This window comes from Gottfriedia sp. S16(2024), assembly GCF_050473765.1.
GTDB lineage: Bacteria > Bacillota > Bacilli > Bacillales > Bacillaceae_G > Gottfriedia.
In genome coordinates this window covers 279,075-293,837 of record NZ_JBFLUO010000001.1, presented here as the reverse complement: position 1 = coordinate 293,837, position 14,763 = coordinate 279,075, and the positions used below count along the sequence as shown (strand labels likewise).

At 33.2% G+C, this 14,763-nt stretch carries 11 protein-coding genes and 1 riboswitch; of the genes, 8 read left to right on the top strand and 3 right to left on the bottom strand.

Translation table 11 applies throughout. The features are described from left to right. Positions 1–187: 187 nt before the first annotated feature. Entirely contained in the window at positions 188–3,715 is a 3,528-nt protein-coding gene (locus tag AB1282_RS01585) for a S8 family serine peptidase (protein ID WP_429898299.1), read from the top strand. 78 nt (positions 3,716–3,793) lie between these two features. Here the strand turns inward: AB1282_RS01585 and AB1282_RS01580 are convergent, their stop codons facing one another. Next, complete coding sequence (locus tag AB1282_RS01580) at positions 3,794–4,912, bottom strand: GerAB/ArcD/ProY family transporter (RefSeq protein ID WP_429898298.1); 1,119 nt, start codon at positions 4,910–4,912, stop codon at positions 3,794–3,796. 177 nt (positions 4,913–5,089) lie between these two features. Between AB1282_RS01580 and AB1282_RS01575 the strand changes: the two genes are divergently transcribed. From AB1282_RS01575 to AB1282_RS01560, 4 genes are all read left to right on the top strand, one after another. Beyond that, positions 5,090–5,545 (top strand): GNAT family N-acetyltransferase, encoded by a 456-nt coding sequence (locus AB1282_RS01575; RefSeq protein ID WP_429898297.1) that lies wholly within the window; start codon positions 5,090–5,092, stop codon positions 5,543–5,545. A 193-nt stretch (positions 5,546–5,738) separates the two neighbouring features. Next, positions 5,739–6,722 (top strand): ketoacyl-ACP synthase III, encoded by a 984-nt coding sequence (locus AB1282_RS01570; RefSeq protein WP_429898296.1) that lies wholly within the window; start codon positions 5,739–5,741, stop codon positions 6,720–6,722. Between the two features lie 423 nt (positions 6,723–7,145). Then, positions 7,146–8,108 carry an NAD(P)H-dependent glycerol-3-phosphate dehydrogenase gene (locus tag AB1282_RS01565; RefSeq protein ID WP_429898295.1) on the top strand — a complete coding sequence of 321 codons (963 nt, stop codon included), beginning with the start codon at positions 7,146–7,148 and terminating at the stop codon, positions 8,106–8,108. Between the two features lie 178 nt (positions 8,109–8,286). Continuing rightward, a riboswitch (purine riboswitch) is annotated at positions 8,287–8,390 on the top strand. A gap of 193 nt (positions 8,391–8,583) precedes the next feature. Continuing rightward, a complete protein-coding gene (locus tag AB1282_RS01560; RefSeq protein ID WP_429901039.1) occupies positions 8,584–9,426 on the top strand; it encodes a 5'-methylthioadenosine/S-adenosylhomocysteine nucleosidase in 843 nt (280 codons plus the stop codon). A gap of 66 nt (positions 9,427–9,492) precedes the next feature. On the opposite strand, the gene AB1282_RS01555 is transcribed toward AB1282_RS01560, so the two are convergent. Both AB1282_RS01555 and AB1282_RS01550 read right to left on the bottom strand, forming a co-directional pair. Continuing rightward, positions 9,493–10,655 (bottom strand): IS3 family transposase gene (locus AB1282_RS01555; RefSeq protein ID WP_429898294.1). Its coding sequence is split into 2 segments (ribosomal slippage): positions 9,493–10,397 and positions 10,397–10,655, totalling 1,164 coding nucleotides; the frame shifts between segments, so codons are not numbered across the junction. A gap of 117 nt (positions 10,656–10,772) precedes the next feature. After that, positions 10,773–11,351, bottom strand: a complete 579-nt coding sequence (locus AB1282_RS01550) for a metalloregulator ArsR/SmtB family transcription factor (RefSeq protein ID WP_056473423.1) — start codon at positions 11,349–11,351, stop codon at positions 10,773–10,775. A 491-nt stretch (positions 11,352–11,842) separates the two neighbouring features. Here AB1282_RS01550 and AB1282_RS01545 point away from each other — a divergent pair, with 491 nt between their 5' ends. The 3 genes from AB1282_RS01545 (at position 11,843) to AB1282_RS01535 (ending at position 14,722) form a co-directional block, all read left to right on the top strand. After that, positions 11,843–13,120: an MDR family MFS transporter gene (locus AB1282_RS01545; protein WP_390309682.1), complete on the top strand. Its 1,278-nt coding sequence runs from the start codon at positions 11,843–11,845 to the stop codon at positions 13,118–13,120. 120 nt (positions 13,121–13,240) lie between these two features. Then, a complete protein-coding gene (locus tag AB1282_RS01540; RefSeq protein ID WP_056473426.1) occupies positions 13,241–13,942 on the top strand; it encodes a hypothetical protein in 702 nt (233 codons plus the stop codon). A gap of 258 nt (positions 13,943–14,200) precedes the next feature. Continuing rightward, positions 14,201–14,722, top strand: a complete 522-nt coding sequence (locus AB1282_RS01535; RefSeq protein WP_056473428.1) for a GNAT family N-acetyltransferase — start codon at positions 14,201–14,203, stop codon at positions 14,720–14,722. The last annotated feature ends 41 nt before the right edge of the window (positions 14,723–14,763 follow it).

Sequence of the window (14,763 nt, the reverse complement as noted above, 5' to 3'; positions counted from 1 at the left end):
AAAGAACCATATAGATTCCCCCAATATACGTTCATATATGACAGATGTACAATTTAAATGTATTTAATTAACAGCCACGAAAATCAGGTGAATAGGAAAACTTAAGTTTGTCATTATATTTAACTATTACTCTATAGATCCAAGGTGGATTTAAGTAAATACAGAATAAAATTGTAGGAGTGTTGTTATGAAAAACGGAAAATTTAAAGCGTTTAAAGTTATGTCTACAACTGCTTTAGTATCATTACTTTTTACATCATTAGCTTTTGCGGATAATGATAATGTTACACCTCAAACTGATTCAACTGATGGAATGGTTGAACAAGGTGCATTTACTAAGAATAATTTAGATTTATCTCAAGAAAACTCAATGTATAAAGAAGGCAACACTCAAGAAGCTACAAAAACGTTCAAACCAGATGAGGAAGTTCATTTAATCGTTGAGGTGGATGAGCCAGCTGATAGTGATCAAGCGACACCTGAGCATAAGAAAGCAATGTTTAAACAAAAGCAAGACAATGTAATTGATGAAATCTCAAAAGAAAAAAATTCTAAATCAAATGCAGCTTTTAAAGTGAAGCACCGTTACTTTGAAGGTTTTAATGGATTCAGTATTGAAACAGAATATAAAAATTTAAAAGATATTCAATCAATCCCTGGCGTTAAGCATGTTCAAATTGCTAGAACATTCCACGAAACGATGGCAGCAAGTAAAGAATTAGTACAAGCTCAAAAGGTTTGGGAGCAATATGGCTATAAAGGAGAAGGCTTATTAGTAGGAGTTGTAGATTCTGGTATTGATTGGACTCACAAAGATATGACACTATCAGATGCAGCGAAGGCGAAAGAAAAATGGACAAAAGATAAATTTGATCAGTTTGTAACAACAACAGATGTAAATGAAACTTGGTATTCAGATAAAGTACCATCTGGATATGACTGGGCAGACAATGATACGAATGTTATTCCTGGACCAAAAGGTAGTTCTCATGGTACACACGTATCTGGAACGATTGGAGCAAATGGTAATGATTCAACTGGTGGAGTAGCTGGTATTGCACCTGGAGTTCAACTATTAGCAGAAAAGGTATTTTCTGATAATGGTGGTGGAGCATATGAGGATGATATTATCGCAGGTATCGAGCATGCTGTTACAATGGGTGCAGATGTAATTAACATGAGCTTAGGTAGCGATGCAGGTTATGTAGATGAAAATTATGATCCAATCCAAAAAGCAATCCGAAATGCGACTGAAAAAGGTACATTAGTTGTAGTAGCGGCTGGAAATTCAGCATTCAGTTCAGAAGCTTTCCTAACGCCTGCAACAATAAAACCATTTGCAGAAAATCCTGATATTGGAACGGTTGGCTCACCTGGTGTAAGCCCATATGCTATATCAGTTGCTTCCTATGAAAATACTAAAATTCATATGAATGCAATTTCAGATGGAAGTCTAGCGGTTCCTTTCAAAGACCATAGTCAGTATGGACAAGCATTTAATGTATCTAATAATCTATTACCAAATACAAATTATGATTTGGTATACGTAAATGAAGGAAAAACGGCGGCTGATTATCCAAAAGGAAAAACAAATTACATTGCCGTAGTTAAACTTTTAAATTCATATAGTACTGTTTCATCTATCCAATTCACTGCTAAGTCTGCTGGAGCAAAGGCGATCATTATGATCCCACCTTCAAACTGGCCTGATTATGTAACGCTACCAGTAACTTCTGCTGCAACACCAACTGCTTCAACTAGTAAATCAATCGGTCAAGCATTATTAGATAAAATGAGTAAAATGCCAAGTGGTCAATATTTAAGTATGAAAAATATCGGCGATTATTGGGTAGATAATCCAGATAAAGACACAATGTCTTATTTCTCATCAATGGGTACAACTCCAACGTTAGACTTTAAACCAGAAATGTCGGCTCCGGGTGGAAATATTTATTCAACTATTCCTGGAAATAAGTATCAAGTAATGAGTGGTACATCAATGGCGACACCACATGTTGCAGGTGGTTCAGCATTAGTATTACAGTCACTTTATGAAAAAGGATTAAAACACTCAGAAGATACTGTTTTAAAAGCGAAAGTTGCATTAATGAATACATCTAAAGTCATTATGGATCCAAGAACAAATAGTGAAGTTCCATATTCACCACGTATTCAAGGGTCTGGTTTAATGCAAATTCAAAATGCTATTAATTCACCAGTTGTTGTAACAAATCGAAACGCTCCTTTAGAACAGGCTGGTTCAGTAGCATTAAAGGAAATCGGAAAAAATACAAGCTTTAAATTAAACGTAGATGCTTTTGATGCACCTAAAGGGAAAAATAATAGTGCTGATATTGAATACAATGTATATGTGGATTTATTAAAAGATAAGACAGAAACAAAGCAATTTGATTTTGATCATGATGGACAATTAGATCCAAAAGATTATTTAACTTTATCAAGTGAACAAATTAAGGGTGCAAAAATCACTGTAAATGATAATGTAGTAACAGATAAAGTCGGATCTACATTGAAAATCAAACCAGGTCAATCAAAAATGTTAACAGTTAATATTTCATTACCAGATTCATTAAAGAAAAATGGTTTTGTAGAAGGATATGTACGTCTTGTACCAGTAGCAAAAGACCAAGATAAAGCTGTACCGTTAACAATGCCTTATATGGGCTTCTATGGAAAATGGGATGAGCTACTTAACATCGATGCTCCAGCTTGGGAAAAAGATTCATTTGCAGGTCATACAGCACTTTGGAATGATGCTACAATTGGTGGGGCACCATTAGGATACAATGGAGTAGGCTTTGATTTAAACCATATTGCTTTCTCGCCAAATTATATAGATAAGGGAATCATTGGTGGAATGTCTGTTTTACGTAACTTAGATAGCGCTGAGATCTCTGTTGAAGATTCTGCTGGTAAACAAATAAGATATTTAGGTAACTTCAGTGAGTATACTGGAACTGGAGAACCTTGGAAATTTAATAAAAACATTATGTTTAATGGCGATTATGGGATTAGTTTATACCAATGGGATATGAAGGACGTATCAGGAAATTTTGTTCCAGACGGTACTTATTATTACGTAATTAAAACAACATTAGCGTATCCAAACGCTAGACCACAAACAGTTAAAATGCCAATGATCGTGGATTCAGTTGCACCAAAGATTTCTGATATTAAAGTAACACCAAACAACGGTAAATATGATATTACATTTAATGCGACTGATAATGCAACTGACTTTAACTATGCTGATGTTTATGTAAATGGAACATTTTATGAACTAAGACCAGGCGTAACGAAACTAACGGTTAATACAGAACCAAAAGGTATGGTAATCAGATATAATGATTATGCAGGGAACAATGCTTGGACAACATGGGGAGACCAAAGTTATAATAAACAAAGTATGGCGATGGTAACATGGGGTATTTCTCCATCTACTGGTGTAAGTGCATCTAAGCCTGCAAGAATTTCTCTATATGGTTATAGCAGAGTAGACTGGACGATTAATATTAAAGATGCTAAAGGAAATCTTGTAGATTCATCTACATTCGAAAATGAGCATACTTTTAGTACACAATGGGCACCAGAAAAAGATCTTCCAAGTGGCACATATACGGTTACAGTAGATGTTGTTACGAAAGATGGTTTTAAAGTAACAACAACGCCTAAAACTATTACGGTTACTCAATAATATTAAATTTTAAAAGTATAATATAAAAACAAAGGGCTCAGTGAAAACTGAAGCCTTTTTGTAATGTCTTTTTAATCGTTAATTGTAATTTAGGTCGTCTTTATTACTTTTTAGCTTCCCTTGGACTAAGAGAACTAGTAATAAACAAACTGGAATAATCATTTGTAGTGGAATGTGTAGCAAATACGGTACTAAATGGATCCCCTCAATATGGTGTTCAAGAAAACTAGAAGCCAGCCAAAGTGAAGTAAGAACTGTAATAATACCAATAGGGTAGACTAGCTGATTGCTTTTCTTAACATTAAATAAATCTGCTGCCCCAGATACCGCACAAAAAAAGTAAATTGTGATTTTTACAAAGGCGTTACATACTGCAATTACAACAATGAACGTATCCAATCTTTGGATGAAATCGGCAATATTAATATAACTAACAGATGTTAGAAGTGGGTAGGTTGTTCTTTCAATAACGGATGGGCCTAATATTGCAGTATTTAAAACTGCAAATAAGGTTAATATAAGTCCCGAAAATAATAAAGCTGGTATTCCTACTTTAATTGCTAAATTTTGTTTAGTTAAATGTGGCATAATCATTGTAAATGTAAGGACTTCGCCAAAAGGAATGGTTAAAGAAATTGGGAAAGTCTTAAATACTGGTTTCCATCCGTGTTCTAAAACCGGTCTTAAATTATCCATTTTTATTAATTTTGAAATGATTTCAAATCCTATAAATATAAAAACAAGAAACATGATCATGATAAATATAAATTCACATGAACGAGCGAATGTTTCTAGTCCTTTAGACATTGCATACATGATTAATAACATCATGATTAAACCGATTGAAATTAGAGAAGAAGCATTATATAGTGTGATTGTTAATAAATCCTCAAAATCACGTAAAGCACGTGCAGCGATATAAAGAAAATATAAGATATATACTAATGCAAATATTTTTCCGATATATTTTCCTAAAATAATTTGAATATATTTTGTTAAGGGGAGATCAGGAAATAATGAATATAACTTAATATACACTGCAAAAATTAAACAAGCTGCAGTGAGTCCTATTAATAAACTAATCCATCCATCTTGTTTAGCACTAGCAAATATTTCGACTGGTGGAGAAGCACCGACCCCAAACATAAAAATCATACAAAAGAATTGAAAACCACTTATATTTAATTTACGATTCATTTGAATTCCTTCTTTTGACTTCTAATTTTTCTTCTAGATTATTATTTTTTCCATAAAATTCTATTTTATTTAAGAGTTAATGAAGTAATTTTTTGTGACTAAAAAACCAATTAGATGTTTATCAAAATTTAGTATAATAATAGCAATCATAAAAAAGAAGAATGAGGTGATTATTACGTGGAAATTAAGGTTGATGATTTGACTGGAACTGAAGTTGCTAAACTAATTAGTGAGCATTTACAAGGTATGACACAGCATTCTCCACTTGAAAGCATACATGCTTTAAATCTTGAAGGATTAAAGAAACCGGAAATTACGTTTTGGAGTGTATGGGAGCAAAGTGAATTAGTTGGATGTGGAGCTCTAAAAGAACTTGACTCTTTACATGGAGAAGTAAAATCAATGAGAACTTCTTCAGCTCATTTAAGAAAAGGTGTGGCAAGTTGCATGCTCCAACACATTATCAAAGAGGCGAAAAATAGAGGCTACAAGAGAATTAGTTTAGAAACCGGTTCAATGGAAGCGTTTGATCCAGCAAAAAAACTATATGAACTTTTTGGTTTTAAGTATTGTAAGCCTTTTGCTGATTATAAAGATGACCCTAATAGTGTTTTTATGACACTAGAATTGTAAAATTTTTGAAAGTAGAGTTGCTGTTGTAGCAACTTTTTTTAGTTTAATACCTTTTATATACACGCTTAACTAAACAATCACCTTCGATAAATTAAAAGAATGAAAAAATTTTAAAATAAAATTAGTACCTAGTATTAATATCTGGTGATATAATATTGGAAAGAGATTAAAAAATATGACTGAGGTGACCAGAATGCAAAATTCAAAAGCACGCATCACTGCAATAGGTTCATATGTACCAGAAAAAGTATTAACAAATAAGGATCTAGAAAAAATAGTTGAAACAAATGATGAATGGATTGTAAAGCGAACTGGCATTAAAGAGAGAAGAATTGCAAATGAAAATGAAAATACAAGTGACTTAAGCTTTCAGGCAATAAAAGACTTGATGGAAAAATACAATAAATCTGTTGAAGATGTTGATATGATTATCGTTTGTACTTTAACGCCAGACTTCAAAACGCCAAGTGTTGCTTCAATTATTCAAGCAAAGCTTGGAATAAAAAATGCTGGGGCAATCGATTTAAATGCTGCTTGCGCAGGTTTTACTTACGGTTTGTATATGGCAAATGGATTAATTACATCAGGATTAAACCGAAAAATTTTAGTAGTCGGTGCAGAAACTTTATCAAAAATAACCGATTACGAAGATCGCACTACTTGCATTCTATTTGGTGATGGCGCTGGCGCAGCTTTAGTAGAGTATGATGAAGAACAGCCTAGCTTCATTTCCTCCTACTTAGGATCAGAAGGCGAAAAAGGAAAACATTTATATTGCTCAAATTTATCAAATCAAATGTTTGGCGAAGAGATAATTAATAACAATAACATCATTCAAAATGGACGCGAAGTATACAAATGGGCAGTTACGACAGTACCAAAAGGAATGCAAGCTGTACTAAATAATGGATCCACTTTATTAAAAGAAGTTGATTGGTTTGTACCTCATAGTGCAAATTTAAGAATGATTGAATCAATCTGCGAAAGAAGTGAATATCCAATCGATAAAACGTTAAATAGCTTAGTAGATTGCGGAAATACATCATCAGCCACGATCCCATTATCTTTAGTTAAGGGCGTGAAGGAAGGGAAACTTAAATATGGAGATAAGGTTTTATTGTATGGCTTTGGTGGTGGATTAACTCACGCAGGATTACTTATTAATTGGACTTTGTAAAAGGAGTAGGTTACTCGAGTGGGGCATGAGTAAGTAAAAATGCAAAAAGAAGAAAAAAGGTTACTCATGAGAGGGTCATGAGTAAGTTAGATAGCAAGAAGAAGAAAAAAAGTTACTCATGAGAGTGTCATGAGTAAGTAAGAAAGCAAAAAGAAGAAAAAAGGTTACTCATGAGAGGTTCATGAGTAAGTAAAAAAGTAAAAAGAAGAAAAAAGGTTACTCATAAAAAGTTCATGAGTTAGTAAAACAGTAAGATGAAAAAAACTTACTCAATACAGGCTGTAGCCATACTCAACTTTACTTGTGAAAACTCATTCTTCAACAGTCTGAAGAAGTCTAATAGGTTACTAAATTAGACTTCTTTTTTGAGTTTTTTGGTTAGTCCAGTTACTCGATTATAAATTTTGGAAGGAAGAGTAGTGTATGAATGTATCTGTCTTAGGCTGCGGTAGATGGGGAACTTTTTTAGCTTGGTACGCTAATCGAGTTAGCCATAATGTAGTTTTATGGGGAAGAGAAAACTCTAGAAATTTTATTGGCTTAAATCAGACAAGAAAAAATGACTATTTAAGCCTACCAGATGGAATTGAGTTAACGAGCTCTTTAGAAGGTGCATTATCTTTTGCAGAAGTCATTATTATTTCAATTAGTGCACAAGAGCTAAGAACATTTGCAAATCGCTTAAGTCAATATAATGAAATACAAGGTAAAACTTTTATCCTCTGTATGAAAGGCATAGAATCTTCAACAGGAAAAAGACTCACACAAGTCTTTCGTGAAGAAGTTGGGAAAAATAGCAATGTAGCGGTTTGGGTAGGGCCTGGTCATGTACAAGACTTTGTAAGAAATATACCAAATTGCATGGTTATCGGTTCGGAGAATATTGAAGTAACAAAACAGATTGCTAAAGCATTTAACAGTGAGTTAATACGTTTTTATTATGGGCAAGACTTAATTGGTAATGAAATTGGAGCTGCAACAAAAAATGTCATGGGAATAGCTGCAGGAATGCTTGATGGATTTAACTATAGTAGTTTAAAAGGATCATTGATGGCTAGAGGAACGAGAGAAATTTCTCGTTTAATAAGGGCAATGGGTGGAAATGATTTAACAATTTACGGTTTAAGTCACTTAGGAGACTATGAGGCAACACTCTTTTCTATGCATAGTCATAATCGAAAGTTTGGGCAGGCATTTGTTGAAGGAAAATCATTTGATAAATTAGCGGAAGGGGTTTCTACAATTAAGGCTTTAAAGGAACTTTCTGATCAGTATGATGTTGAACTACCGATTTGTAACGCATTGTTTGAAATAATTTATGAACATAAAAATGCGAAAGAAACTTTAGAGGAATTATTTTTAAGACCACTAAAATTTGAATTCTGAAAAAATGAAATTTTATTTCGGTTGATTTAGAAAAAGATAATAAATTCATTGTTTTCTTAGCTTATTATACAGATTAAACCTTTTGTTTTCCTTAAAATACGAACATTATTGTTTGTATTATAAAAAAAGTTCATATTTTATATTGAAAATATATTTCGAGTTTGATATATTAGCAGTGTAATCATTCATAAACATTACTCGTATATGCTCAGTAATATGGTCTGAGCGTTTCTACCTGGTTCCCATTGAAAGAACTAGACTACGGGTTAAAGTATACTTGGTTTCATTTTTTTGTAACCAATAATGAGGGTTTAGCATTAAATTTTATTTATTGCTAATCTATACTTTAACTTTCGTAGGTCTAGAAGGTAGAGATTGTTCTACTTTTTCTAGACCATTTTTTTTGACTAAAACATCGAGTGTGATCATCATCAAGGGGGAAAAGACATTGTTAAAAAAATACTGTTTATTAGGAATCATTTCTGCACTATTAATCTCTGTATCTGTAGGTTATAACTTTAAATCGAATACTGCAGAAGCAAAAACTAAACATCTTAGACCAATTATTATTGAGGGACCAATGCCAATTGAGGCTGAAAAGTTTGCAAGTAAGTTAGAACATGTAAAAGTTGAAAAATCAGGTAGCTTCGTATTTTACAAAGGTACTTTAAATCATTACCCAGTTATCGTAGCAAAAACAGGTAAAGGTATGGAAAATACTGCTGCAGCTACAGCGATTGCAATTGAAAAATATAAACCAATCGCAATTATAAACCAAGGAACTTCTGGTGGTCATGACCCAAATTTAAATGTTTTTGATATCGTATTAGGTAAAAATACAACGAATATTGGTTCTTTAAAAACAGAAACGAAGGACGAAAACCAAGGAATTGATGCTACTCAATGGAAACCAATGGACTTGATGGCTTCTGAAGGTAGTGCAGGTGAAGATCCAAATGCTGAAAAACCACGTTTTTACGAAGGTAATAAAGATTTATTAGCAGCTGCAAATGCAGTGAAAAACAAATACACTAAAGGTAAGGTTGTAGAAGGTACAATCGGATCTGCAGACGTTTGGAACAATGAAGTTGATCGCATTAAATGGTTCCATACTAAATATGGAACTTCAGTAGAAGAAATGGAAGGCGCTGCTGCAGCTCAAATCTCTCAAGCATATAATGTAGCTTTCTTAGGAATTCGCGTATTATCAAACAATAAAACAAATGGCGGGAAATATGATCCAACTACAGCTGATGCTTGTCAGGAGTATGTAATGGAAGTAGTTAAGAAATATATTTCTACAAATCCAAGTAAATAATAAATTGAAAAAGAGATATTTTAATGCACATAACCCTGTCAAGTAGACAATGAAAAAAAGAGTATATTAAGCTGCGACCTTTTCACGATATTCTATCGGGGAAAGGTCGTTTAATTTTTCTTGGAATCGATCATTGTTGTAAAAATAAATATATTCGTGAATTGCCTTTGCTGCTTCTGGCTTGCTTTTCGGGTTCACTAAATACAACTTTTCCGTTTTTAAATGAGAAAAGAAGCTTTCGATACAGGCATTATCGTAACAGTTACCTTTCCTAGAATGACTTCCTTGAATCTTTATTTTCTCTGTAACTTGCTTCTTATAAGCTGGTGATGTGTACTGAAAACCTTGATCTGAATGGATTAATGCATCTTTTGTGAAGGGCTTGTTTTCCAATTGATCGAGAGTGTTCAACACTAATTCTAGGTCATTTCTTTCTGAAAGTTTCCAGGCTACAATTTCATTATTATAAAGGTCTAAAACTGTTGATAAATAGACAAATGTATCCCCAGTTCGCACATAAGTAATATCTGTTACTAGCTTTTGGTATGGCTTTTCTGCAGAAAATTTGCGGTTAAGGATATTTGGAAAAACGACCGAACCACGTTTACCATAGAAAGGACGCTTTTTTCGAATAACTGAACGAATTCCTAAATTTCTCATCATGCGTCGTACTCGTTTATGATTGACTAGAATGCCTTCTCGTTTTAAGGCTTTTGTCATTCGTTTATACCCAAAATAAGGGTGTATTTTATAAATAGCTAAGATTCGCTCTTTTAATAATAATTCTTCATCCACTTTAACCGAGCGTTTAGAAAGACTTTTTCGCCACTTATAGAAGCCAGCTTTTGATACTTCACCTATTTTTAGTAACCACTTTAAAGGATGAAAATTTCGAAGTTGATTAATTATCTCAAAACGTGCCGCCTTTAAGACCATTCCTTTCCGTGAAGATTTGGATTGCGCTTTTTTAAGTATTCTACCTGCGCTTTCAGGTAATTAACTTCTTCTTCAATACTAGTAAAGTTTTTTTTACTCCATATTCCACGCTGATCATCAAAGGTTTCCCCATTTTTAACCTTACGTACCCACTGAGCTATTTGGGAATCACTTTTAATTCCAAACTTTTCACGAAGCATACGATATGACCATCCTTCATCCACTTTCAAACGAACGACTTCTCGCTTTACTTCTTCAGAATAAGTTGAAAATGTTTGTCCTTTTTTAGCCATAAAAAAATCCCCTCTCAGTTAAACAGTTAAGAACATCATATCATGTTCTCTTTTTTTACTGTCTACCTGAAGGGGATAATATCATTAAAGTATCTCTTTTTCTGTTTTTCTTTCTATTTACTTCATCCACCATAATTCAACTGGATTTAATTCATACTGATTGTTTTCGCGATACATAAATTGACACATAATGAGCTCTCGTCTTAGAGTGGCGTAATCTTCATGAAATTCCTTCAAATATTCATTGATTTCCTTTTCTTGATAAACTCTACCAAATTCTAAGCCTTTAATCATATGTACTAAAACGACAAGCTTTTTCTTTCGCTGAGCAGGATAAATTTTAAGTTTGCCTTCCTTAGTAAAGAAATTATTGATAATACTTGAACGTTCACTTTCAGTAACTGACATTTCCATATTGGAATCTCCTCCTGTTCCTACTGTAAAAATTGCTTTCGCACTCATTTCTAAAATTTTAGTATTTAGAGAGAAATAGATTGTATTTTTATCTCGGCGCTCTTTAACCAGACCAACTTCTCTAAGCTTTGACATATGATGGGTAATTGTTGGAGGTTTTAGACCTAATTTACTGGCAATTTCTTGCCCACTTAAATGACCTTGCTGAAGTAAAGCAATAATGCGTACTCGAGTAAGATCACCTAAAGCTTTATGGAAATCGACAATTTTATTCAATTGCACTTAATATACACCTACTTTTATACTTGTCTAATTAGATGATAATCTAATTAGTGTTTCATTTCAATAAGTAGCTTTAACTGAGCGTAAATTTAGTTATTTTTTACTAAATATTTATATTTAATGACTTAGATAGGATAACGGTCAGCTTGTAACGAATGTTGCAACTAGATGGTTTAAGAAATACTTTACATCTGGAAATATTAAGGTATTAGATGAGCTTATAACAGACGATTTTGTCTATCATTCTGGAAATGGAGTTAATACGCATACAGTTTTTTAAACAATTCAAATTGGTTTGCTTTAGATATTCCAGTTTTTCTCATTTATATAGGATAAAAGTATGGGGATTGCATATTGGCATAATCAAAAATAACTGCTATGCTAATTGAGTGAAAAATTTAAAAAGGGGGAATTTTCATGCAAATAATGGGTTTATTCGGTACTAGTTTAAAACGAAGGGGATTCAATAGATAAAGAAAGGTTGAAACAACATGGGGATACTTAAGTTTCACAAAAATATCAAAATTCGAATACTCGAATCATTCTTAAGTTCGTCAATTGGAAGTATGATTTTTCCTTTTATGGCGATTTATTTATCTAAACATTTTGGGGTAAAACAAGCAGGATTACTTTTGCTTGTAAATGTATTTATAGGAATTATTATGAACTTTTTTGGAGGCTATTTTTCGGATCAGTTTGGCCGGAAAAAGACGATTGTGTTTGCCGAAACAATTCGGTTACTCGCGTTTATTACAATGATGTTTTGTAATTCACCTTGGTTTTCATCACCTCTTATTACATTCTTTATGATGACTTTAAATAGTATTTGTTGGGGACTAGCAGGGCCAGCTAATCAGGCCATGTTAATAGATGTGAGTAAGCCAGAAGAACGGAAGCTTATGTACTCAATCATGTACTGGTCGAACAATTTATCAATTGCGATTGGTGGTATGCTTGGAGGATTTTTATTTAAATCATATTTATTTGAATTATTATTAGCACTATCAGTTGCTTCACTTGTTACATGGGTCTTAATTACGTTCTTTGTCGAAGAAAGCTTAGTTACTGAAAAGGAAGAAACGAAGACGATTGCTCATCATGCTCAAAAGATGATTTCAAATTACCGTGACGTTTTTCAAGATAGACTATTTATTCTTTATGTACTGGCGGGTTTGTTAGTACTTTCAATGGAATTTCAGTTAACAAATTATATAAGTATTCGATTAGCGAATGATTTCCACACACAACATTTATTGAACTGGACATTTGGCGGAATCGAGATGAATGGTTTTCTGCGAACAGAAAACACGATACTTGTAGTCGTAATGGCCCTTTTTGCTTCTAAAATTGTAGGGAAATTGGATGATCGAAAAACGTTAATTTGGAGTTGTATTGCATTTGTTGGTGGATATGCAGTGATTTCATATAGTAACTCTATTTGGCTATTATTTATAGCAATGTTCATCGCAACAGTTGCAGAAGTATTAAGAGTGCCTGTTCAACAAAACTATATGGCTAACTTACCAGCTGACGAAACAAGGAGTTCCTATATGGCGGTTGCAGGTTTAACATTTAATTTAGCGATGTTTATCTGCTCAATAACTGTTTCACTAAGTGCATATTTATCTAATTTCGCGACATCTTTCTTTTTAACGAGTTTAGGTGTAATCGGTATTCTTATCTTTGTTCGAATTACTCCTGCATTGGAGAGAAGAATTAAGGGAGAAATATTGCAGGAGCAGGGCCAGACAGCTGGAATAAATTCTTAATTTACAGGGAGTTGCTTTTTGCAGCTCTCTTTTTTTGTGGATAAGGTGAGTAGGCGAATCCTTTAGATTGAGGTTATGTTTTCCATATTAGGACACCTTAATGGTAAAGGTGGTGTTTCGATGAACCGACGTTTAATCGCTGTGTTAATTAGTACTTTTACATTTTTTTCTTCTTCATCTGTAAGTGCGCGGCAAGCTGAACGAGTGGTTATGAATGGAATCCCAAGCGATGTGTGGCAGGAAAATATCTATCTAATCGCTGACCGAATTGATTGGAAAGAATATCGGAATTTTGACGTTCAAATTGGTAATGAAGGATTGCTATATCACTTCCCAACATGGAAAAGTGGGAAGTATGGGACCAAAATGTTTAGTGAAGATTTAAATAAAGATAAACAAAATGAAGTCATTATCGTATTGGATAATTTCAATGATCCGATTCATTTATTGCAAATTAGTAAGAATGATGACCAAAGCGAAGAATATAAGGAAGTTCCAATTGAATCGGTGTCTGAAGCAGTTAAACGCCTTGTGGAAATGGAGAAAAAAGGGGATATTGTAACTATATCAACTAAACAAAAAACGTATAAAGTTAATTTAAAATCGTTAGGATTTAAAGATACCTCTTCTGACGATAGTGTATATACCCACGTGCCAGTGGACTATATTGTTGATAAGAAAAAACTAGTTGCAGATGCTGTCGTAATGATATCAACAGACGGCGGAGGAGCGATCGGAAATTTGAAGCTTTTATATGATTGGAATGGAAAGAAATATGAGGTTCAGTCAATTTCATTTGAGAAATATAATCGCAAAAGGTAGAGCACCTGTGGAGTTGCTTTTTTTGTTGTAGGAATTGAAAATCTCAAAAAAGTGAGTCACAGTTAAAGCAGGGGAATCACAATAAAAAAAGAGTAATCTCAAATAAAAAGAGAGAATCCCAATTAAAAAAGAGTAGCTGCTTTAATTAGGAAATTACTACTTTTTACGTCACTACAATGAAAATTCATGAAAAATTAAAGGACTTATCGTCACTTTGAAGGTATATATTTCTTAAAAGAGTGGTGTGAGGTGGAAGGGTTGATTATAAGGAAAGCTACAATGTCAGATGCAAAAGGCATCGCTAAAGTTCATGTTGATAGTTGGAAAACTACTTACCGAAATATAATTCCTAACGAGTTTTTAGAGAAGTTATCTTATGTACAAAGAGAGAAATTGTGGGAGCTTAATCTTTCAAAAGTAGAGGATTATGTGGTTGTTGCGGAAAATGATAATGGGGAAATTATCGGTTTTGCAGATTGTGGAAAAAGAGAGAGGAATCAAGTCGATCACTCTGGTGACTTAACATCTATTTATCTACTTGAGGAATATCAAGGTAAAGGAATCGGAAAACAGCTAATGAAACAGCTGTTTCTACAGTTTCAAAAATGGGGTTATAATCGGGTATTCGTCGAGGTTTTAGAAGACAATAAAACACGCTATTTCTATGAATATTATGGTGCTGATTTATTGAAATCAGATAAGATTACATTTTCAGGATCTGAATTGAATTTACTAATTTATGAATGGGGAGATGTAAATGAAGTATTAGCTAAATTGTAATAAAATCGTATTTTATTATTTATCAAAGCATGATAAAACTA